20 protein-coding genes and 1 other annotated feature are annotated in these 21,413 nt (G+C 49.5%); of the genes, 13 read left to right on the top strand and 7 right to left on the bottom strand.

Annotated elements, in window-relative coordinates; translation table 11 throughout:
* The first annotated feature begins 103 nt into the window (after positions 1-103).
* Positions 104-1,021, top strand: coding sequence for a proline dehydrogenase family protein (locus BM200_RS08880; protein WP_091184084.1), 918 nt, complete (start codon positions 104-106; stop codon positions 1,019-1,021).
* A gap of 747 nt (positions 1,022-1,768) precedes the next feature.
* Here BM200_RS08880 and BM200_RS08870 read toward each other — a convergent pair.
* Complete coding sequence (locus BM200_RS08870) at positions 1,769-2,878, bottom strand: M24 family metallopeptidase (RefSeq protein WP_091184080.1); 1,110 nt, start codon at positions 2,876-2,878, stop codon at positions 1,769-1,771.
* A 176-nt stretch (positions 2,879-3,054) separates the two neighbouring features.
* Here BM200_RS08870 and BM200_RS08865 point away from each other — a divergent pair, with 176 nt between their 5' ends.
* From BM200_RS08865 to BM200_RS29940, 3 genes are all read left to right on the top strand, one after another.
* The gene (locus tag BM200_RS08865) at positions 3,055-4,287 is read left to right on the top strand and encodes an aminopeptidase (protein WP_091184077.1); all 1,233 of its coding nucleotides are present in this window, start codon (positions 3,055-3,057) and stop codon (positions 4,285-4,287) included.
* A 532-nt stretch (positions 4,288-4,819) separates the two neighbouring features.
* On the top strand, positions 4,820-4,996 hold the full coding sequence (locus tag BM200_RS29945) for a hypothetical protein (protein ID WP_175532801.1): 177 nt from the start codon (positions 4,820-4,822) through the stop codon (positions 4,994-4,996).
* A 43-nt stretch (positions 4,997-5,039) separates the two neighbouring features.
* Entirely contained in the window at positions 5,040-5,216 is a 177-nt protein-coding gene (locus tag BM200_RS29940) for a hypothetical protein (protein ID WP_175532800.1), read from the top strand.
* A 72-nt stretch (positions 5,217-5,288) separates the two neighbouring features.
* On the opposite strand, the gene wsfD is transcribed toward BM200_RS29940, so the two are convergent.
* A complete protein-coding gene (gene wsfD, locus BM200_RS08860) occupies positions 5,289-6,704 on the bottom strand; it encodes a glycan biosynthesis hexose transferase WsfD (protein WP_245772956.1) in 1,416 nt (471 codons plus the stop codon).
* 161 nt (positions 6,705-6,865) lie between these two features.
* Positions 6,866-7,372, bottom strand: coding sequence for a DinB family protein (locus tag BM200_RS08855; RefSeq protein WP_091184075.1), 507 nt, complete (start codon positions 7,370-7,372; stop codon positions 6,866-6,868).
* Between the two features lie 199 nt (positions 7,373-7,571).
* Between BM200_RS08855 and BM200_RS08850 the strand changes: the two genes are divergently transcribed.
* From BM200_RS08850 to BM200_RS08835, 4 genes are all read left to right on the top strand, one after another.
* Positions 7,572-8,246: a PspA/IM30 family protein gene (locus BM200_RS08850; RefSeq protein WP_091184073.1), complete on the top strand. Its 675-nt coding sequence runs from the start codon at positions 7,572-7,574 to the stop codon at positions 8,244-8,246.
* Positions 8,247-8,359: 113 nt separating this feature from the next.
* A complete protein-coding gene (locus BM200_RS08845) occupies positions 8,360-8,761 on the top strand; it encodes a DUF350 domain-containing protein (RefSeq protein WP_091184071.1) in 402 nt (133 codons plus the stop codon).
* 30 nt (positions 8,762-8,791) lie between these two features.
* Positions 8,792-9,298 (top strand): DUF4178 domain-containing protein, encoded by a 507-nt coding sequence (locus tag BM200_RS08840; protein WP_091184069.1) that lies wholly within the window; start codon positions 8,792-8,794, stop codon positions 9,296-9,298.
* A gap of 139 nt (positions 9,299-9,437) precedes the next feature.
* Positions 9,438-10,175 carry a DUF4247 domain-containing protein gene (locus BM200_RS08835; RefSeq protein WP_091184067.1) on the top strand — a complete coding sequence of 246 codons (738 nt, stop codon included), beginning with the start codon at positions 9,438-9,440 and terminating at the stop codon, positions 10,173-10,175.
* 88 nt (positions 10,176-10,263) lie between these two features.
* Here the strand turns inward: BM200_RS08835 and BM200_RS08830 are convergent, their stop codons facing one another.
* From BM200_RS08830 to BM200_RS08820, 3 genes are all read right to left on the bottom strand, one after another.
* Entirely contained in the window at positions 10,264-11,964 is a 1,701-nt protein-coding gene (locus BM200_RS08830; protein ID WP_091184065.1) for an extracellular solute-binding protein, read from the bottom strand.
* A 66-nt stretch (positions 11,965-12,030) separates the two neighbouring features.
* Positions 12,031-12,945: a carbohydrate ABC transporter permease gene (locus tag BM200_RS08825; RefSeq protein ID WP_091184063.1), complete on the bottom strand. Its 915-nt coding sequence runs from the start codon at positions 12,943-12,945 to the stop codon at positions 12,031-12,033.
* Positions 12,946-13,114: 169 nt separating this feature from the next.
* On the bottom strand, positions 13,115-14,068 hold the full coding sequence (locus BM200_RS08820; RefSeq protein ID WP_091184061.1) for an ABC transporter permease: 954 nt from the start codon (positions 14,066-14,068) through the stop codon (positions 13,115-13,117).
* Between the two features lie 557 nt (positions 14,069-14,625).
* Between BM200_RS08820 and BM200_RS08815 the strand changes: the two genes are divergently transcribed.
* The 4 genes from BM200_RS08815 (at position 14,626) to BM200_RS08800 (ending at position 19,571) form a co-directional block, all read left to right on the top strand.
* Positions 14,626-15,579: an L-lactate dehydrogenase gene (locus BM200_RS08815; protein WP_091184059.1), complete on the top strand. Its 954-nt coding sequence runs from the start codon at positions 14,626-14,628 to the stop codon at positions 15,577-15,579.
* Between the two features lie 51 nt (positions 15,580-15,630).
* Positions 15,631-15,954 carry a thioredoxin family protein gene (locus BM200_RS08810; RefSeq protein ID WP_091184056.1) on the top strand — a complete coding sequence of 108 codons (324 nt, stop codon included), beginning with the start codon at positions 15,631-15,633 and terminating at the stop codon, positions 15,952-15,954.
* A gap of 39 nt (positions 15,955-15,993) precedes the next feature.
* Positions 15,994-16,240, top strand: a binding site (T-box leader).
* 57 nt (positions 16,241-16,297) lie between these two features.
* A complete protein-coding gene (gene argS / locus BM200_RS08805) occupies positions 16,298-17,989 on the top strand; it encodes an arginine--tRNA ligase (RefSeq protein ID WP_091184055.1) in 1,692 nt (563 codons plus the stop codon).
* Between the two features lie 109 nt (positions 17,990-18,098).
* Positions 18,099-19,571: a hypothetical protein gene (locus tag BM200_RS08800; protein WP_139230767.1), complete on the top strand. Its 1,473-nt coding sequence runs from the start codon at positions 18,099-18,101 to the stop codon at positions 19,569-19,571.
* Positions 19,572-19,703: 132 nt separating this feature from the next.
* Here the strand turns inward: BM200_RS08800 and BM200_RS08795 are convergent, their stop codons facing one another.
* Complete coding sequence (locus BM200_RS08795) at positions 19,704-19,982, bottom strand: hypothetical protein (protein ID WP_091184050.1); 279 nt, start codon at positions 19,980-19,982, stop codon at positions 19,704-19,706.
* 182 nt (positions 19,983-20,164) lie between these two features.
* On the opposite strand from BM200_RS08795, the gene BM200_RS08790 reads away from it, so the two are divergent.
* The gene (locus tag BM200_RS08790; RefSeq protein ID WP_091184049.1) at positions 20,165-21,172 is read left to right on the top strand and encodes an LLM class flavin-dependent oxidoreductase; all 1,008 of its coding nucleotides are present in this window, start codon (positions 20,165-20,167) and stop codon (positions 21,170-21,172) included.
* Positions 21,173-21,413 lie beyond the last annotated feature (241 nt).

Raw genomic sequence — 21,413 nt, 5'->3', positions numbered from 1 at the left:
CCGAAAGTCTTGAATAGGCGGAGCCATGAAAGACTTTTCGGAAAACCGAAAGTCTTGGATAAGCGGAGCAATCTGGAAGTCATATAGAAAGGAGCGATAGACAATGGGTGCAGGCCTTTACCGCCGAACACTGTTGACCATCACGAACAACAAGCTTGTGGAGCATCTATCCATCCGCTATGGCCGCAAGCTCGCTTCCAAATTCATCGCCGGCGACGATCTGGAAGAAGCGATGAATCGGACGGAGGAGCTGAACGGGCAGGGCATCATGGTAACGCTGGACCATCTGGGAGAAGGAATCAGGGATCTTAAGGAGGCTGAAGGCTACCGGGATGAGTACTTAAAGATTGTTCGCGAGATTGCGAAGCGAAAAGTAAACGCTAACGTTTCGCTAAAGCCTACGCAATTCGGCCTCTCTTTGGATAAGGAGCAATGTCACGCCAATATCCGGGCGGTAGTGTCGGAGGCGAAATACAGCCGGATTTTTGTCCGGCTGGATATGGAGGATACGCCTTATACGCAGGCAACCATTGATCTGGTACGGAAGCTTCATGCCGGCTGGATGACAAATGTCGGTACCGTCATTCAGGCGTACCTGCACCGTTCGGAGGAAGACGTGAAGGCTCTGAGCAAGGAGAAGGTTAATCTAAGGCTGGTAAAAGGCGCGTATAAAGAGCCTCCGGAGGTCGCTTATCAGAGTGCGGGTCAGGTGCTCAACAACTTCAAGAAGCTTATTGCGCATCGCCTGTCGAACGGGTTATACACGGCTGTTGCTTCCCATGACGACAAGGTTATTAACTTCACCAAGGAATTCGCCGCGGCGAACAACATTTCGAAGGATGCCTTTGAATTCCAGATGCTCTACGGCCTTCGGATGGGCAAGCAAGCCGAGCTTGCGCAGGAGGGCTACCGCGTCCGCTGTTACGTCCCGTACGGCACGATGTGGTACCCGTATTACACTCGCCGACTGGCCGAGAAACCGGCCAATCTGATGTTGGTTTTGAAGAATGTGTTGAAGTAGCCGCAAACATAAATCCCCCACGGAATCGTGGGGGATTTATGTTTGTCGGCAAGCAAATATCAAATCCCCTACTACGGAACCCGTGGGGGATTTATGTTTGTCGGCAAGCAAATATCAATTCAGGCAGCCATTGGGCTTGCAGAGGGCATGAGACTTTTTCGATTGCTATGGGTTCAGCAGCAAGGCACGAGGACTTCCGGTTTTGTCGGTTCCAATAGCAAATGGGGCTGTCCCCGAGTCATTAGCCCGTTATATTTTCTACTGGATTCCTCACTGCTCAACGCGGAAAGAGCTACATTGGATTTGGTGCAGTATAATGCGGCGTTTTCCCCGGTAACTCGATCTATACTGGATTGTCTACAGTATAATCAGCTTATTTTGGTCTATTGAGGCTCATTTCTTTCACTTATACTGGAGTGAATCCAACGTATGAGATGTAAGACAGCCCCTGTGAAGGCGAGGCGACATGTAAGCATCCGTAAGGTACATGTGGACGCTTAGCTTACATTGCACAGAATACAGCATATTAGTCCATATCCGCCCAGCTACCTCAGATATCCTGCACGGAATGCAGCATATCTGGCTCCGTACGTGCCAATCTAACCCCAAATAGCGAAATATACTGCATTCCCTACAGCATATCCTGCCACTACTCCCTATTTCACCACATTATCCTGTATTAACTGCAAGGTACGCATGGATGGGATCCGTCAGCACCAATTCAGCAGCTCTCATTCCCCCCCGAACTTAGTTCCCCAGCAAAATCAGCTCTTTCGGATAACTGGTCAGCACTCGTACGGAGCCATCCGCTTGAATGTATACATCATCCTCAATCCGGACGCCGCCGATCACCGGATCGTAAATACCCGGCTCAATCGTAAACAGCAGGCCCGGCTCAATAATCGACTGGTTTTGCCCGGAGACCGAAGGCTGCTCATGCACATCCATGCCAAAACCATGACCAAGGCGGTGTGTGAACAGCGGCCCAAAACCCTTCTGCTCAATAACATCACGTGCAGCCTTATCAACGGAAGCCAGGGTAACGCCAGCCTTCGATGCCGCTATACCTGCTATATTGGCTGCCAATACCGTATCATAGATGGCCCGCTGCTCTTTTGAAGCCTCGCCCATCACGAACGTTCTTGTAATATCCGAGCAGTAACCGCCAGCTTGCACACCAATATCAATCAGCACGAAGTCGCCATGCTTAATGGTTTCATATCCTGGAGTGCCATGTGGAAGTGCGGATCTGGCGCCAGTAAGCACGATGGATTCAAACGCCGGGCGGTCTGCGCCAAGCTTGCGCATCTGGTACTCAATTTCCGCCGTCAGTTCGAGCTCCGTCATGCCAAGCTTCACATGGGAAGCGGCGTGGGCAACGACCTTTTCCACCATAATAACGGCATCCTGCACCTTGCTGATTTCTTCTTCGCTTTTATTCGTGCGCAGCGACAGAATGAAGTCTTCCAGATCAACGAAGCGTGCCCCGCCGAGAGCTTCCTGCAGCCGTTCGGCCTTCGCGATCGATACGGCTTCCTTCTCAATTCCCGCAACGGTTACTCCCGAGGCCGTATGCTGCTTCAGCACCTCATAAGCATTCTCCGTATCCGAGATAGGAACCAGCTTGCCGTTCCCGCCAAACGGCTCAGCCCCCGAGAGATCCAGCAACGGCATATACAGCGTCTCCTCGCCGGTTCGCGCATCCAGCGCCAATGCCAGAAAACGCTCATGCGGGTTGCAGTAAAAGCCCGTGAAATAATATACATTCGTCGAAGACGTAATAAAGGCGATATCAATGCCGTTCTCTTTCAAATAAGCAGCCAGCTGCCCTTTTCTTTTTTGCCAGATCGATTCCATGCTTCTTCACTCCGTTTCTCAGTTAACGCCTACCTAGCTATTATAACGCCGACCCGTCTTTGAACCAAACCAAGCTGACCTCTATCCTTTTGAAATCCGCACGAAATAAGTTCATACTATAGCTATAGGATCCACAGGAAACTATACATAACTTAAGCGAGAGAGGAATGAAGCCCATGCTGACTTTTGAGCAAAAATTAAACAACTATGCGGACATCATCGTAAAAATCGGAGCAAACATACAACAAGGGCAATCAGTTATGGTTAATGCGACAATTGACGCGCCTGAGCTCGTTCGACTCGTTGTGAAAAAAGCGTACGAAGCCGGCGCTTATCAAGTGAAGGTATTCTGGCATGACGACGCCGTATCCCGCATTCATTATGATCTTGCGCCACTCGAATCCTTCCTGGAGGAGCCAAAATGGTCAGCCGGAGAAAAAACCGAGATGGCTGAAAAAGGCGCTGCCTCCATTACCATCGGTTCCGCCGATCCCGATCTGCTACGCGGCGTGCCGCAGGAGCGCATCCGTACGGCTGACCGCACGGCTCGAACGGCAAGCGAGAAATACCGTCAAATGGCGCAGTCCTTCAAATTTACTTGGTCGCTGGCGACAGCCCCTTCCGCTGCCTGGGCAGCCAAAGTCTTCCCGGATCTTCCGCAGGAAGAGCAGGTTACAAAGCTATGGGATACCATCTTCCAAATGGTGCGTGCCGATCAGCCTGATCCAATCGCAGCTTGGGAAGAGCATATTAAACAGCTGAAATCCAAAGCGAAATACTTAAACGATAAAGCCTACAAATATCTCCACTATGTAGCCCCGGGCACTGACCTGACGCTCGAAATGCCAAAAGATCAGATTTGGCTCGGCGGCAGCAAGCAAAATGAGCAAGGCACCTGGTTCGTACCAAACCTGCCAACGGAAGAAGTCTACTCGGCTCCGCTTCGTACCGGCGTGAACGGAACGATCTCCAGCACAAAGCCGCTCAGCTATAACGGCAACATCGTGGATAACTTCTCGTTCACCTTCGAAAACGGCCGTGTTGTCGATTTCAAGGCAGAGCAAGGCGAAGAAGCTATCAAAGGCCTGCTCGATACCGATGATGCGGCAAAATTCCTCGGTGAAGTCGCTCTGGTGCCGCATACATCGCCAATTTCGGATTCGAACATTTTATTCTATAAAACAATTTTCGACGAAAATGCTTCCTGCCATCTGGCGCTGGGCAGCGCGTATGCTTCCTGCATCAAAGGCGGCGCCGGCTTGTCGCGCGAAGAGCTGCTGGAAAGAGGGCTGAACCAAAGTATGGCGCATACCGACTTTATGGTCGGCTCCGCCGAGCTCAATCTTTACGGCATCACCGAAGACGGCACCCGCGAGCCCATCCTTGTGAACGGCAACTGGGCGTTCTAATCGTGGGGGGAATCGATCGTGATCCTGCAGAGAAAATATCTCCTTCCAATTGCTGTTGAAATCGTGATATCGGATTGTAGAGGGTTAAGGTTTTATCCCGATTTCAAAGGCAAGCGTTACACTCTTCCAGGAGATATTTTCTCTTTGTATCCTATCGATTAATTAATAAAGAAATAGAGGGTGGAACAGGATTTCAAAACCTGTTCCACCCTTTTTTGTCCCCCCTCCAATTGATAGGTGGAGTAGGAATAGTATCTCGTGGAGGAGCGAAGCGCTTGCCTTTGTTGTCTTGATATAACCGCTGAACATTCAATTAGAATATCAAGATAACAACAGCAACCGGAAGGAGATACTTTCCTGCGTAACCCGATCAATTTCCTCCCTTCGATACTTTCCTGCGTAACCTTCATCAATTTCCCATCCGATACTTTCCTGCGCAAGCCATCATCAATTCCTACCATTAGCCGCGACAGAATCTATCTATCTCTCATAGACTACAACAAGTTCCACTCTATCAGGAGGAGGCCTCCCTTTGATTCATCAGAATGTGAAAACATACAAGTACCGTGTCGGCCATAACAACTACATCGTCATTAATATTTATCAAAGTGCTTCGGCAACCGCTGAAGCCGGAAACGTGCTTGCGAGCAATGCCGTAAACGTGCAAATTATGAAACAGCTGGCGAAGCAAAAGAAACGCAAACGGTAATCCGCCTCTTCATTCGTCCAAGCCAGACGAGGAGGTGATTGGAATGGGTCGTAAAAGAACAAAATCCGCTGACAAAAACGTTGTCAAATGGAGCTCTGGCACAACTAACGTCCGTGTTGGTCAATCGGCAAAAGCCGTTATTAACCAAGGCGGCAACGCGTTTGCCATCAACGCTTCCGAGATTGGCGTCGTCCGTATCCGTCCGGGCGCACAAGGTTAAGTAAGCGAGAAACAAAGCAGGGCTGCTCGTCATGGAGACGATTCTCCATCCGAACAGCCCTGCTGTCTGCCTTTAGTTTTTCGCTGAAATAAGCCTTGCTATTCTATGTACCACATAAAGCACACTAACGACCATCATCATATCGAAGCAGACGTTAAACAGAAACAGATGCTTGCCAAGATCCGCTTCACCATCTCCAACCAACGGAACCGCAAAGCCAAATATTCCGGCCAACGCCAGCACCAGCAACGCTTCCAGATACAGCCGCTGCCGCACCGATCCTCGCCTTACATATTCCACCCCAAGAATAATGAGATAGACAGCGGCGAAGGCCGCAACAAACCCAAGGTTATTTGGCATATGCTTCAGCTTGAACGTACTCCAGGCGCTATAAGTATAACTGACCGCACCGTAAGGCTTGCCCGCCTCCTTCTCATAGCTGCCCAGATAAAGCGGCCGGATGCTCATCCCGTTCTCCGCGGCACGCTCCAGCTTTTGCTTGAACCTGCCCGGATGCTTCACATAATAGAGCAGTACATCTTTATGACTAATCCCCTTCAGCGCTTCGAGAATACGGGGATCATCTTGCCTGATAACCGAATCTGCTTGAAAAAAATTCGTCCCTGCGTTTACCTTAAACGCTTCAGGAAGGCCAAGCTCCCTGAGGTCCGCCGCCGGTTCCGGCGAATTCTTCAGAACGCCGAAGAACACGGTCTGATACAGGTTAATATGCTTCAGCTCATTAGGTGCGGCGGTATACATCGTAACCGTTGCAAGCAGAACAACGGCGGACCAAGCCCCTACCGTTCTTCTCCATGGCCGGTCGGTACGCAGTTTCCAGAAGCGCAGGCCCAAGAGCAGGAGCAAAAGGCCGATGGGCGCATTTTGCAGCTTCGTGCCGATGAGACATACCGCAGATAAGAAAAATGTAGTAAGCAGCCAGATCGATGGCTTGTCCGATCGGATCACAGCCAGCGCAAGTCCAAAGGTAAGCAGCATAAAGATTAACGTTACCGCTTCTCCGAAAAACGAATTGAAATAAGCCGCGTACCCAATATCCAGAAACACGAGCAATAGGCATGCCATAAGGACAGTATTAAAAGCGATCGAACGCTGCTTATTATATTTGACGATTACATACAAAGCCGCGATATACAGAATGGTATACAGAAGCGACAAAATCCGAATGTCGAACTGCTGCGGATCGACCAGCCTGCCGACCATTCCCGCTATAAAGACCGGGATAATTTGAGAGGAAACATAACTCCCGATCGAAAACGGTCCATAATGATACACGCTATGGAAATACCCGAAAAACTTGTCCCGGTAGGATTCGCCGGGATCGGCGAAATCAATGCCGCCAGCAAGCATCATGCGGTAAAAGTCGCCATTATTCGCAACGCCGATTGGGCTGAGAAATAATAGCTGCAATAAGACAATGGCTGCAGCGATAACCATCAGCCACTCCAAACGAATCCATGATCTCAAGTGAGAACCTCCGACAAATCTCTACATTTTTGCATGTATGACCTGACTTACGGACTAGGTCTTTATGTGGACATCCTCTGCTGTGGATATGTTATTAACTTTGTGTAAACCTCCATATTATTGGGGATTAGACATGTTGATAATGTGGATAAGCCTGTGGATTAGTTGAATTGGCTATACAAAAAATATATATAATCCGTTGCAACTCCCGGGTGACCTTGTTGTCTTAGTATAGCCGTCACGTTCCCCCGATGATACGTTCCGTGATTCACAACATGCTGAATCAGCCCGGATATAGGGGCATTCATGGAACCAGCCCGCGGATGCGTAATGGAGGTGACTTTGTCCAGATCATCAACACCAGCCATATAATCGCGGAAACGGTCTGCAATGCGGTTGTATCGCTCTTCCAGTGAAGAGGCTGTGAGCCCCTTAACCTCCTCCGTCAGGCGGGTCACCAATGAAACAAGATCCGTGCTCTCCCCTGTTATGACGGCAAGCCACATCTCGTCCCTGACATACAAATGCTCCATCACCGCAGCTACAGACGGGAACACGCTTTGCACCTCTGACGAATACACTTCCTCGGGAAGCTGCTTCAAATGATCGAACAGCCGATTATTAGCCCAAATATGATATTCATATTGACGAATGATTTCATGACTCATTTCTGCTCATCTCCCTCGTATGATGGAATAACTTGCCGCTCCATTTTACCAAACATTGTTAATTCGGTTCAATCACACTGGCGGACCAGTTTTTCCCGAGCTATCGAAATGAAACTAATTCAAGCGTATAATCGTAAGTAGGTGTTATAAGTTCCAAGATCCAATATTGAAAATTGAAAATTGCGGGAGGATGTCTAAAATGTCTATTTTCAAACGACTGCGCGACCTTACTTTATCGAATGTATATGCTCTGATTGAGAAAGCGGAAGATCCGATCAAGCTGACTGACCAATATATCCGTGACATGCAAGAAGATCTTGAGGATGCTGAGAAAGCGGTAGCCGCTCAAATTGCCCTCGAAAAAAAATTCAAGCAGTTGTATGAAGAGCAAGCTCAACTGGTAGAAAAACGCGGCGAGCAGGCTCATATCGCAGCGCAAGCCCAGAACATCGACCTCGCCCGCCGGGCGCTTGAAGAGAAAAAATCGGCTGAAGCAAAAGCTGCCGAATACAAAACAAGCTTTGATAATAACAAGGCAATGGCCGACAACCTGCGTGCGAAGCTCGACGAAATGCGTAAAGCATTGACCGAGATGAAGAATAAACGCGAGACGCTTGTTGCCCGTTACCAAGCAGCGAAAGCGCAAGAGCATATCAACAAATCGCTCGCTGGCTTCAGCTCCGATTCTGCATCTGCAGGTCTGAAGCGCATGGAAGAAAAAATGCTTCAAGCGGAAGCTCGCGCCGAAGCAAGCAACGAGCTGGCTCAATCCAAAGGCAAATCGCTTGACGACGAGTTCGCGGCTCTTGGCAAGGACAAAGCGGTTGAAGATGAGCTTGCCGCCCTGCTCAAGCAATACGAGAAGAAGGAATAGCCCAGTTACGCATGGAATAAAATGGACTGACGTATGATGTCCGCCGGCGCGATCGCTTTTACGGCAGCGCCGGCGGATTTTGCGGTTCTACTACTTTATTGGGGGAAAGATTCATGACTTGGACGGATTTATTGCAAATTCCGGTGTGGACGGGTGCTGGGGCGCTACTGCTGTTTGTTCTCATGTACTTAGACTCATTGTCCACGAAATACCATGATTTTAAGGAAATGAAAGATGGTAATATTGCTGTAACGATCCGATTTGTGATGAAGCTGGGTGCGCAGGCGTATATTCTAGCCTCGTCGATCGGACAGGCAACGTACATGTGGGAAGCCCTTGTCATTTCGCTTGTATCGTTTATTACTCTTCTGATTGTTGAAGCGATTTTCCGTATTATTTTTGGTGCTGTTGCAGGCATTCAGCTGGATAAAGGCATTCACGAGGGCAAGATCGGCTATGCGCTGATCGCTGGTTCCCTTCATATCGCAGGCGCGCTGATCATCGGATCGGTGTAAAAGAACAATCGTACGAAGGAGTAAACCTAGATGAGTATTTTTAAACGGATTAAAAATATTATGGCGAAGCCCGAACCGGTCAAAGCGGAGAAAAGCATTCTATCCCTGGCACCGGGCGATGTATGCGAAGTCTCCCTGGTGACATATCAAGTGACAGGCAGCAGCCGGAACCGCAGCCGGAATGCGGTTGTTCTGACGCTGCAGGACGGAACAGACATCCGCTACCTCTCGATTGAGGAACGGGAAAGAACGGTATATGCCTTGTACGAGCAGATTGACGGAAGACTCGATACCTTTGACGAGGTGCCGACAACCCTTGAGCTCGACGACCGGGCATACCATATGGAGGAGAACTTCTCCGGTGTTATTGCGGCAAGCGGCAAAACGCCGTTCATGCAAGGCGGCGAGCAATATGTATGGCAGTATCAATCCGACGATATGAAGCTGCTCCGCGTGGAATGGCTGGACGGACGCTTCATGCTGTACGTTGGCGAATCGGTGCTCCCCGCTGATGTCCGCGTGATCCGTGGCGCATAAGGCACGAAGTAAGAATTGCTTCGCAATTCTTTAGCGATTGCTTACGAAGTAGAATTGCCACAAAAAGCATGCGGCAATTCTTTAAGTTAATGCTTACGAAGTAAGAATTGCTTCGCAATTCTTTTTAGGAGGAAGCATGATGAGCAAGAAATGGTGGCTTCATAGCATCAAAATCATAGTATTAATCAGTTTCATCGTTCCAATGCTCGCAGCCTGCGCCATCTCCGACACCGTAAAGGAGCAGTATCCGCTTGAATCGGTGAACGGCTCGGGCAACCAGACATCTTACGTCTACCGGGCAGCGGACCAGACCGTTCCGGAGGTCGCGCAGCAGCTTATCGATAAGAAGAAGCCGGAGCAGCAGTCTGCGGAAAGCACGGAGCGGATGTTCCTCGTCTACAACGATGAGGTCATCCAGATCCAGCAGGCTCCTGATGATCCGGCGGATACGTTGATCGAGATCGACTCCAAGGAATATGTGCGCAATAATTACAGCAGCAGCTTCCTGGAAGGTTACCTGCTTGCCAGCGTGCTGAGCGATCTGTTCGATAACGGCAGGTACGGGCATGGCAATTATCGCGGTTACTCCCAGAAAGATGTCTATAAACCGCAGACCACCTACCATAAGCCAACCGATCAGGATTTGAAAAATGCACCGCCAATGACGGTAAACCGCACCGGCAAGATCTTCAAACGTTCGAAGAACGCCGATTCCTCTGCGGTCGGCACCGGCAGCAGCGGCGGTTCCTCCGGTTCGACCGGCAAGGTCATTACCGGCGACTCTTCTTCGACGAAGAAGAAGTCGGTCTTCACCAAGCCAAAGAGATCGGCGCCGAAGATCCGCATGGGCTCCGGCCGCATATCGCGGCGACGGTGACGACGCGCATAATAGATACTAATTGAGCAATGACACAATAAACCGCCCGAGTTATCGGGCGGTTTATTTATTTTATTCTTCTTGTATCCTAGTAGCCAATGTCATCCCGTTCTGCGGCTTTTTGAGCGACAAACTCGGTCATTTCCTCGACACCGGCATCCTTGAATTTCTCTTGGGCGTTATGAAGGATTTTCAAAGCTTCTTCATCCGATTTCGCGAAGTAGGCTTTCTGCAATTCCGCGTTAAAATCAAAGCCGCCTATCTTGTCGCGATATTGCTGATATTTCGGCCATTCTCTTTCAAGATAAGTCGCGCTTACTTTATCAATAATTTTAATCGGCATTTTCGCCGAGAAGCTTTCCTCCAGCTTATCCCATTGCGTTTTTTGATCATCCGTTTTCGGCCATGTCACCGTATCGGAGAATGCGCCGATGAATCTTCCCGGAAGGAAGTTAAGTCCCTCGTCGCGCTTCAAGTCCGGGTTCTCATCAAATTGCTTTTTCACGTCCGGAATCCATTGCGGCTTTCCGTCTACCATCGTATAATTCTTGCCCTCAATACCCCAGTAAGCGAGCAGGCGGCCTTCGTCGCTGTTTACGAAATCAAGATAACGAAGTGCGGCATCCGGGTCTTTGATCTTCGCGCTCAAGAAGATGGCAGGGAATCCGGAACGTCCCGGCTTCTCAACCTGCGTCGCGATTTCACCGTTCTTATTCTTCATAGGACCAAGCAGCTCGTATTGCATTTCCGGATTGGTCTTATACAGCGTTTTTTGCAGATCGAGGAGCAGAGGTTGAGCACCAAATACGGCCAGCTTGCCGGTAGTCAGCTTCTCTTTGGCTGTCGTGTCGGTATTGCTGAACGCTTCAAGATCAAATAATCCGTCCTTGATCAATTTGCGCATATACAGCATCTTGTCTTCCTCGTCTTTGGATAAAGCCCAGAAGGTCAGCTTGCCGTCTTCCTCGCGGAAGTCCGAAATATTGTAACCCGTCCACCCTTTCGTGAATTGGCTGGAATCCCAACCGTTGTGCATCGTGCCGGCAGGGATCACCGGCTTGCCGCTGATATCTTTGAAATTGCCGTTTTTGATCTTCTCCAGCAAGTCGTAAAGCTCTTCCTGCGTATCAATATCCGCCGCATTTACATTCAGCGCCTTCAAAATATCTCCGCGGGCAAAAAGCCCATAATTCCAGTTATGAATGCTTTCGATTGAACCGTCAGGCGTTTCCGTTGGAATAATATACTGCTTGCCTTCCAGATCGGGACTGTTCATGTCAAACTCGGCAAAGTCCTTGGCAATGCCGGTTGTGACCAGTCTCTTAACATTCGGATATTTATCGAGATAGGGTGTTAAATCAAGAAGCTGGCCTTCCAGAGCGGCTTTCTTGATAACTTGACCTTCGCCGCCAGTCGTCGACCAGTACGGAGCGTTTACGATATCCGGAACCGTGCCGGAAGCGAACATCGTATTCAGCTTCTCGACTTCGCTTGTCGTGATCGATTCCATCTTGAGCGTGACGCCAGTCTTCTCTCTTATCGCTTTTGCTACCGGATTGTTCACCTGGTCTTGCGGGAAGCCCGCTCCGCCGCCATTCCAGGCGCTCAGAAAGGATAACGTGACCTGCTTGGGTGCATCCGTTTCTTTTTGCCCCGTGTTCGTTGCGTTTCCTGCCGTCGCATTTGGTTCGTTGTTCCCCCCATTACCGCTGCACGCCGTCATCGACAACGCAAGTACCGGGATCGCAACCGCAAGGCCAATTGAACCTTTCAATCTGGTTTTACGCATTTGACAAGCCCCTCTCATTTTTTAATTGTATATATAAAAGGCAATGCCTCTTATATCCCCTCGCGTCTACTCTTTGAGCGAACCTACCAGTACACCCTTTACGAAGAACCTTTGAAGGAACGGATACACGCAGAGGATCGGAGTGGTAATGATGATGACAAATGTCATTCGCAGCGCTTCCGGCGTTACGCCCCGCAGCTCCATTTGGGATTGGCTCATGTTCTGAATAGACGAACCGCCGCCTGAACCCGTCATGGTCTGGAAGGACGCTTCGCTTATCATCTTGTTCAGAAACGTCGCCGCAGGCTGAAGGTTTTCTTTCGAGATGAAGAACTGTCCGGTAAACCAGTCGTTCCATACGCCAACCCCTACAAACAAAGATATGGTTGCGAGTACCGGCATGGACAGCGGGAGAATGATTCGAGCAAACACCTGCATTTCGCTTGCCCCATCGATTCGGGCCGACTCCGACAAGCTTGGCGGGATCCCGTCAAAGAACGTCTTCATCACAATCGCGTTAAAAAAGTCATACAGCACGGGCAGCACGAGCACCCAATACGTATCGATAATATGAATTTGCCGGTACAAAATGAAAGTCGGAATCAATCCGCCGCTGAACAAGGTCGTAAAGAAGAAGAAAAAGACGATATATTTCCTTCCGGGCAGACCTTTCCGGGAAAGGCCATATGCGAGCAATGAAGTCAGCATGACGGAACATAGGGTAACGATAAAAGTCCGCGAAATGGAAATCGCAAAGGCATTTAAGACCTGCGGATTATTAAACGCCTTGGAGTAGTTCTCAAGCGTAAAAACTCGAGGGTAGAAGTAAATGCCGCCTTTCATGGCGTCATAGCCGTCATTGAACGAAAGCGCTAAAAAATAAATAAAGGGGTAGAGTGCCGTCAGGCAAAATATGAGCAGCACGGTGTAATTCAAGCTCGAATAAATTTTATCGGCTGTCGACATTCTTCTCGTGCCCATTCCCGCACCTCCTGAAATGAATTGTGAAGCAATTCATACTTCGTAAGCATCCTCTCAAATGAATTGTCACCCAAATGACCATCCTGGTCATTGTGATGATTCATACTTCGAAAGCATAATCCTAAAATGAATTAGCATAATCTTTTAGATTCATGTAGAGATCGTTTTCTCACCATAAAGATACGTCGCTTACCTTTTTCGCTATCTTGTTAACCGTTATAATGAGGATCAGCGAAATAGCCGATTTGAACAAGCCGATCGCCGTGGAATAAGCGAATTGTCCTTGCTGGATACCCGTCTTGAGCACGTAGGTGTCCAATATCTCAGAGACGCTTAATGTAGCAGGCGTCTGCATTAGCCATATTTGGTCAAACCCGGCATTCAGAATGCCGCTTAAGGAGAAGATCAGCAGAATACCGATCGTAGGCACCAAGGTTGGCAGCGTGATTTTGAACAGCTTGCTCCAGCGGCCCGCCCCGTCCATTTCCGCGGCTTCATACAAATGTGGATCAATGTTGGTGAGTGCGGCCAAATAAATGATTGATCCCCACCCGATCCCCTTCCAGATATCAGAAGTGATGACCAGAGGATAAAATAAGGACGGCATTCCCATAAAAAAGATCGAATCGAGTCCCATTTTTTCACGGATGTCATTCACAAGACCAACGTTGGGAGAAAGAATCTTTTGCATCAGGGTTACGACAACAACCCAGGATACAAAGTGGGGCAAGTAAGAAATCGTTTGGAAGATCCGCTTTATTTTGCTGCGCATCACGGCGTTAAGCATTAAGGCGAGAACAAGCGGTGCTGGAAAACCGAACAGCAGCTTAAGTCCGCTGATCGACAATGTATTTTTGAGGACCGAATAAAAACTGGAATCATTCAAGAACTGCTTGAAGTACCGCAGTCCCTCCCATGGACTTCCCATTATTCCGAGGTTGTACTTAAAATCTTTAAATGCAATCAAAACGCCATACATCGGATAATAGCTGAACACCAGATACCAAATAACAGCTGGAAGCATAAACAAGTAAGCATGCCTGAAACTCCAAACTCTTGACCAAGTTTGACTCTTTTTTTTCGGTATCGGCATGACTTCGACTTTTGCCTCATTCACAATCATTGTCTCTTCCACCTCCTAAGATGACTAACACACCCACGGCCAGGCTCTGCCAGTGGTACAATTCAAACTTCGTAAGCAATAACTTAGGCTTAAAGCAACTTGCTACTTCAATCGCGGAATCGGTTAACTCTCCCCCATAAAGTGAAAGCGGTTTCATATATGATAATATAATATATTTAATATATATAATCAATGCTACCTACGAACGATTTTAGGGGGTATTCGAGCAAAAAAGCTGGATTTTTAAACAAAATATCGGTATATCTTTCATTATCTAGCCCACATCATTTTCTTTACTCTATATAATATATTAAATATGTTTGTCGTATTATGTAGTATCATGGAGTTTTTGGTCGCATAAACACTAATCTTCGCTTTCTGCGGGCAAGACTTTTGGCATGGTCGCGCGGCGGAAAGCGCCATTCTCACAGCCTATGTTCGTCCGCCTATGCGATATGGAAGAAAGACAAACATGACCGTAACTTCGCCGTCACATGATTGGTATGCAAGCCCATATACTAGAAGTAACAACACTTGGGGTAAGGGGCTGGATGAGCATGAGAAGCAAAGCGCGCAAGGTAGCGATCGTCGGGGTTGGCAACGTGGGTTCAAGTTGCGCGTATTCCCTTATTAATCAGTCGATTTGCGATGAGATCATGCTTATTGGACGGACACAGGACCGCGCAGGGGCACAAGCGCTCGACATGTCGCATGGCATGGATTTCGTCCATTCCCGCACAAAAATCTATACCGGCACGTATGAGGATTGCTCGGATATGGACGTCGTTATTCTGTCGGCCGGGGGTTATCCGCCAAAGGGCCAGGACCGGATGGGCATGCTAAGCGCGGTCTCCGACATCTATGGTCATATCATTCCGCGGATTATGGGCAGCGGGTTTAACGGTATTTTTCTCGCGGCGGCTAATCCGGTTGACGTGGTTACTTATGTCGTGTGGAAACTGTCAGGACTACCCCGTAGTCAGGTTATAGGATCCGGCACATCCATTGACTCTGCCCGGCTTAAAACACTGCTCTGCGAGCATTTTTCCGTCGATCCGCGCAGCGTACACGGCTACGTGCTGGGTGAACACGGAGAATCCCAATTCCCGGCATGGTCGCATGTGACGATTGGCGGCAAGCCGATTCGGGATATTCTGACCCAGCATCCGGTCAGGTTCGGTCATCTCAAGCTGAACGAAATTGCCGAGCAGACCAAGAACGCAGGCTGGGAAATTTACACCCGCATGGGCTCCACCCACTACGGCATCGGCAATGCGCTGGCCTACATTACCCGTTCCGTTCTGAACGATGAACACCGCATCATCGCCGTCTCCTCCATCCTCGAGCAGGAATACAACCAGACGGGCATTGCGGCAGGCGTTCCGGCCATCATTACACGCAGCGGCGTCAAAGAAATCGTTGAGCTTAATTTGACGCCGGAGGAAGATGAACGGATGGCTTTTTCCTGCCGTATCATTCGCGGAGCAATTGAGCAGTTGAAGCTGGGATGATACAATGGAGGGCATCATCTTATTCTTACTAACCGGGAGATAACGTACCTTATGTCTTTGAACCAGTTCACTGATCAACAGCTGCAGGAAGCAATCGCAAGCGGAGGCTCTGTGCTTGTTCTGTACCGAAGTACCTTCTGCACCCCCTGCCATACGATTGCCGGACAGCTCGAGGTCGCCATCCCTTCTCTTCGCGGCGAGATGACCGTTGCTTCGGTTAACATCGATCTGTTCCCGCAGACAGCCGCTCCGCTTGAGCTGCGCGCCGTTCCTGCCATGGCCCTGTATAAGGATGGCGAGCCGATTACGGTGATGCGGACTTTTGTGGCCTGCCAGTCGTTTATTCAAATTCTTAGCCAACGTACGATGCAATAGATTGATTATTCAGATAACATAAAGTATGATGGTCGTTATATAACATCGAGGAACGGGACAGTAGCAGGATGATAACCATAAGCAGCGAGCCGGGTTGGTGAAAGCCGGCGATGGCGCATTTTGCGAAGAGGACCCGGGAGATGGCTCGCCGAACCGATTTTCAGTAGGCCTGCCCGGTTCAGTACCGTTACAACGGCGAGATGCTTATAGCAGCGCGTTTATTTAATACCTCTGCCTGCCTATAAGCAACAAGAGTGGCACCGCGGGATTAACCCCCGTCTCTTACGAGACGGGGGTTTTATGTTTTTATTTTTGCTACCATTTTTTCAGGAGGCTTACCTTTATGTTAAAAGAAATGATTGCCGCCAGTCTTGCGGAGCACTGCTCCCTATCCAGCCAGCAAATTGCGGAGCTTCTGGAATTTCCGCCTAACGAGCAGCTTGGAGACGTCGCCTTCCCCTGCTTTGCCCTGTCGAAGCTGATGAAGCAAAGCCCGGCGCAAATTGCCGGACAGCTGGCAACTTCCCTGCCAAGCAACAGCCTGTGGACGACATCCGCTGCCGGTCCATACCTTAATTTCAAGTTCAACCGCGCAGCGGTGATAGGACAATTCGTGAAGAATGGCGGAGCGCAAATACCGGAAATTGGCAAAGGCAAACGCGTCATTATCGACATGTCCTCCCCTAACATCGCAAAGCCGTTTGGCATCGGACATCTGCGCTCTACAATGATTGGCAACGCACTTTACAACCTGCTTGGCAAGGCAGGCTACGAAACAGTTAACGTCAATCACCTAGGGGACTGGGGTACTCAATTCGGCAAAATGATTACCGCTTATCTGCATTGGGGTGGTCCCGCGGACAAAGCCGAAGATCCGATCAAAGCGTATCTTGAGCTGTATGTCCGTTTTCATGAAGAAGCAAAGCTCCGGCCGGAACTCGAGACGGAAGCACGGGAATGGTTCGTCAAGCTGGAGACCGGAGACCCGGAAGCCCGCCGCTATTGGAGCATGTTCATTGAGGACAGCCTTGCAGCTTTTAATAAGCTCTACGACCGCCTTGGCGTTGCCTTCGATCACTATCTTGGGGAAAGCTTCTATAACGATAAAATGGATGCCGTGGTGGATCAGCTCTCACAGCTCGGATTGCTCGAAGAGAGCGACGGCGCGTTAGTGGTACGTCTGGATGAAGAAGGGCTTCCTCCTTGCATCATCAAAAAATCCGACGGCTCGTCCATCTATGCAACCCGTGATCTTGCAACCGCGATTTACCGTCATGACCAGATGCAAGGCGAGGAGCTGCTGTATGTGGTAGGTGCGGAGCAATCCCTCCATTTCCGTCAGCTGTTCCTGGTGCTCAATCGAATGGGATTCGACTGGGCTAAATCCTGCAAGCACATCCCGTTTGGACTCATGCTGATGGACGGGCAAAAAATGTCTACCCGCAGAGGCAAGGTCGTCTTCCTAGAGGATGTTCTGGATGAAGCCGCATCGCATGCTCTACGCATCATTGAAGAGAAAAATCCGACCCTCTCCGGCAAGAACGAGGTTGCGGAAGCGGTTGGCGTTGGAGCCGTCATCTTTGGAGACCTGCTGCACTCTCGGCTGCATGAGGTGAACTTCTCGCTAGAGGATGTCGTTAATTTTGAGGGCGAGACCGGGCCGTACGTACAGTATACCTATGCCAGAACGCAAAGCCTGCTGCGGAAGGCAGCAAGCGGAAATTCGGGGGAGCAAGTTCAAAGTGAAGCTGCCGATTACCTGCACACCGAAGGCGACTACTCTTGGCAGCTGGTGAAGTCTTTGATGCGCTACCCGGATGTGCTCGTCCAAGCAGCCCAGCGATATGAACCATCCGTTGTCGCCCGTTATTTGATTGAGCTCGCTCAGACGTTTAACCGGTTCTACCATCATGAGAAGATCATTACCGGCAACACTGCCGAGCAAAGCGCAAAGCTGGCGCTTGTCCGCCTGACGGCCGAATGCGTCGAGGATGGGCTCCATATGCTTGGAGTTAAGGCTTTGAAGGAGATGTAAGTGCTAAAGGGAGTTATTTTACAACCCACCGCAACCTTCCTTGTTTTTCCATTGTATATAGTGATAGGTTTATCTTCTATGGCCGGACAGAAAGCGGGGAATGGTGAGGTTGAACAAGAAAATAATTTTACAAATCTCGATACTTGCTCTTTTGCTTAGTATTCTGTGCACGGCATCCTGGCTTTACCATAACCGCAGTGAGGCGGTTTACGATCGGATTATTAACCAAAAAGGATATAGCCTCTCACTTGTTAAGGCGGAAATGTCGGTAGATTTCTTTCTGAAGCCGGAATGGATTCCGAAGGAGATCGGGGAGACAAAGCTTGATCTGGTTATTGCAAAAAAATTCGATTCGGACATCATTCTGGAGAAGATCGTCAGGCGCGACACGGAATTTTATATTCAATTGAATGTTGTTCCTCATCCAGGCAGAACCTCCGGCCAGCTTCTGTCGATTTCTCATCTGGCGAACGACCCTTTTACAGGTACAGGAAACCCCAAATGGATAATAACGGATGCAACCGGAGAAGACTTACTCGGCGGGACTTATGGCGCAGGCGAGGGGCCGGGAAATTTAACTTCGGTTTCTATTAATGAGACAGAGCTCGACAAGTTTTCGCAGGGGGCTAATGTCCGCTTCTCCGGCTTTTACTTGTATGGATACCAGAAATATAACACTTCGTATTACGGGATTTTGCTTCCCATCGTCTTCACCGTGCTGGTTATCGGCATTCTGGTCATGCTTTACCGCAAGCGCACAGATCCCGAGAACGGATTGGGATGGAAGCTCGTCGGCCATATGCTGCTGGGAGGATTTACATTCACGATCAATAGCATGCGGCTCCCGCTAGGCTTTGCTGCATACCTGTTATTTTTCCGAAGGCCAAGGCCCAATCTCGCGGTTAAACATAAGGCTGCCCTGCTTGGTTTGCTGATGTTTGCGTTGCAGCTGGTTGTACCCTGGATTGAAAATAAGATGACTCCCGAATTACGGAACACGACAATGCGAAATATATCGGTGGAGGAGCTTGGGGTTGACGGTGTGTGGAAAATGATTGCCGCCCGCTCGCCCGTCAACCATAATGCCAGAATTGAGAGCTTCGAGACAGTCCTCGCGGGAAATGGTCAGATAAAGCAGCTGAAATTTGAATTCGTAGAGCCTGATTCGGCACCCGACCGCTTCCTTCATACGTCTGCCACGTACCGTGCAGAGGATCAATCCGTGGAGGTCAAACGCTACAAAACGGACGGGTGGGTACAGTTCCCCAGGCAGATGATGGCGGAGCATTTCATTGAGCGGATACAAACCCTGAAGTTGATGGATTTGAAGCCAACCGGCGGAGATCATCAGTATGTGAAGCTAGAGCTTTCCCTCGATAGCATGCAAGGAAGTTATGCGATGAAAGGCGAAAATAACTTTGGAATTGACGAGAAAGGCGTTTACCCGATAAGCAATGATCAGCTTCCGGTAACTGCCACACTCCTGCAAGTCTGCGCACCGCAATCTTTGGATCCAACCTCCGCCTGTGATGATCTTGCCCATTATTTCTTCGATATCGTGGAAGGCGGAGCTCGGGAATAAAATAGGCTGCAAAACAAAACGGCTTTGTCCAAGAATAACAAAACGGCTTCGTTAAACGTTGAACCGATGCCGCCCTAATGGGCAGCGGATTCACGCTTAAACGAAGCCGTTTGTTCAATCACTCTAAAAAGCCTAAGCTCTCATGGATGCAGGAATAAAATCGTTCTCATTCACTTGACGGTCGAACAGCTCTGCATTTTTCTCAAAGCAGCCGCAGTAGTAGTCTTTCATGCACAGCGGGCATGGAACGTTGAGCAGACGGGTTACGCCTGTCAGATGCCACTCTGGTTTGTTGCTGTAGAAAAGTCTTGCTCTGGAGCCGTCGGCAAGCGTCATAATGTACTGGAATAAACCGGATTTCAAGTCTTTGTCCGCTAAGGTTACGCTCTTAATTTGAAGTTTCGAATTCAAGATTTTCACCCTTACTATTCGTATTCAAGCTTGTGTAATAATACCCTTTATAGCGCCTGAAGTCAATATTTGCGCCTTGGGATGCGGCCATCACGCCTACTGTACTTATTTTTGTAACAGTTCGCAATTTAGAGTATAATCAAGGTTGGATATACTTATTGCACGGGAGGTGCGCCGCACTCATGATCAAACTGGGTATTCTCGACCAGTCACATATTAACGAAGGACTAAACGCAGCCGCCACCTTGGCTGACACAACCCGTCTGGCACAAGAAGCCGACAAGCTGGGATACGGCCGGTACTGGATCTCCGAGCATCACGCCGGAAGAATGTTGTCCTTCTCCAGCCCTGAAATTCTGATCGCCCATCTGGCAGCAGCCACTTCACGCATTCGCGTCGGTTCCGGCGGCATTATGCTGCCGCATTACAGCTCCTACAAAGTCGCGGAGAATTTCAAGCTTCTGGAGGCCCTTCATCCCGGCAGGATTGATGTCGGCCTTGGCCGAGCGCCGGGCGGTATGCCGATGGCGACAAGAGCTCTGCAGGAAAACAAGTTTGTGGACATTAACAAGTATCCGCAGCAAATTATGGATTTAATCGGATACTTGCGAGGAAAACAGCCGGAAGGCCATCCATTTGCCAATCTGCATGCCGCTCCTGCGATCGAGGAGATCCCGGAAGTTTGGCTGCTTGGCTCCAGCTATGAGAGTGCACGTATTGCAGCCCAGCTCGGCACAAGCTATGCCTTCGCGCAGTTCTTCGGGACGCCGGGCGGCGAGACTGCAATGAAGCATTACCTGGAAAACTTCGAGCCTTCCGTCATTAATGATAAGCCCCATTCGATGATTGCCGTGCTTGCGATCTGCGCAGACACGCAGGAAGAAGCGAACGAGCTCGCGCTCAGCACGGACTTGTTCTTCCTGCTGCTGGAGAACGGCATCGATCAGATCAGCTTCCCGTCCGTGCAAACCGCCTACGATTATCCGTATACGGAGTCCGATCTGTACCGGATTAACCGCGCTCGCGAGCGCCGAATTATCGGTACTCCGGAGCAAGTAAAAGCCGGTATTCTGCAGATGGCCGAGCAATACCAGGCGGATGAGGTGCTTGTTATGAGCTCGATTCATAACTTCGAGGCTCGCTTGAAGTCGTATCGTCTCATTGCTGAGGCGTTTGGGCTTCAAGGATAAGTATGGCGCAAGAGGTTGAATCGATGTAGCCCCTTTATTGCGCTTCGGGCTACATTGGATTCCATCCAGTAAAATTGCCAGACTAAAGAGGCGAATAGAGGCTACGTTGGATTCCATCCAGCGTAATGCGCTCTAATCGCCTCTTTGCTTCAAAAACAGCTGATTTCGTTGGACAACATCCAACGTGGCAGCTTTAACCCCGGTTCAAGACTAATTAGGTTGCATGAAATCCAACGTAATC

The organism is Paenibacillus catalpae, assembly GCF_900112695.1.
GTDB classification, from domain to species: Bacteria; Bacillota; Bacilli; order Paenibacillales; family Paenibacillaceae; genus Pristimantibacillus; species Pristimantibacillus catalpae.
Note: the sequence above shows the minus strand (reverse complement) of the source record. Positions and strands in the feature narration are given on the sequence as shown.

Bases quoted from the DNA above. Each gene is read 5' to 3' on its own strand.
- BM200_RS08850 (WP_091184073.1), top strand. From the start codon at position 7,572: ATGTCTATTTTCAAACGACTGCGCGACCTTACTTTATCGAATGTATAT.
- BM200_RS08810 (WP_091184056.1), top strand. From the start codon at position 15,631: ATGTCTTTGAACCAGTTCACTGATCAACAGCTGCAGGAAGCAATCGCA.
- BM200_RS08840 (WP_091184069.1), top strand. From the start codon at position 8,792: ATGAGTATTTTTAAACGGATTAAAAATATTATGGCGAAGCCCGAACCG.
- BM200_RS08870 (WP_091184080.1), bottom strand. From the start codon at position 2,878: ATGGAATCGATCTGGCAAAAAAGAAAAGGGCAGCTGGCTGCTTATTTG.
- BM200_RS29940 (WP_175532800.1), top strand. From the start codon at position 5,040: ATGGGTCGTAAAAGAACAAAATCCGCTGACAAAAACGTTGTCAAATGG.
- BM200_RS08815 (WP_091184059.1), top strand. From the start codon at position 14,626: ATGAGAAGCAAAGCGCGCAAGGTAGCGATCGTCGGGGTTGGCAACGTG.
- BM200_RS08830 (WP_091184065.1), bottom strand. From the start codon at position 11,964: ATGCGTAAAACCAGATTGAAAGGTTCAATTGGCCTTGCGGTTGCGATC.
- BM200_RS08855 (WP_091184075.1), bottom strand. From the start codon at position 7,372: ATGAGTCATGAAATCATTCGTCAATATGAATATCATATTTGGGCTAAT.
- BM200_RS08880 (WP_091184084.1), top strand. From the start codon at position 104: ATGGGTGCAGGCCTTTACCGCCGAACACTGTTGACCATCACGAACAAC.
- argS (WP_091184055.1), top strand. From the start codon at position 16,298: ATGTTAAAAGAAATGATTGCCGCCAGTCTTGCGGAGCACTGCTCCCTA.
- BM200_RS08835 (WP_091184067.1), top strand. From the start codon at position 9,438: ATGAGCAAGAAATGGTGGCTTCATAGCATCAAAATCATAGTATTAATC.
- BM200_RS08790 (WP_091184049.1), top strand. From the start codon at position 20,165: ATGATCAAACTGGGTATTCTCGACCAGTCACATATTAACGAAGGACTA.
- BM200_RS08825 (WP_091184063.1), bottom strand. From the start codon at position 12,945: ATGGGCACGAGAAGAATGTCGACAGCCGATAAAATTTATTCGAGCTTG.
- BM200_RS08865 (WP_091184077.1), top strand. From the start codon at position 3,055: ATGCTGACTTTTGAGCAAAAATTAAACAACTATGCGGACATCATCGTA.
- BM200_RS08845 (WP_091184071.1), top strand. From the start codon at position 8,360: ATGACTTGGACGGATTTATTGCAAATTCCGGTGTGGACGGGTGCTGGG.
- BM200_RS08820 (WP_091184061.1), bottom strand. From the start codon at position 14,068: ATGATTGTGAATGAGGCAAAAGTCGAAGTCATGCCGATACCGAAAAAA.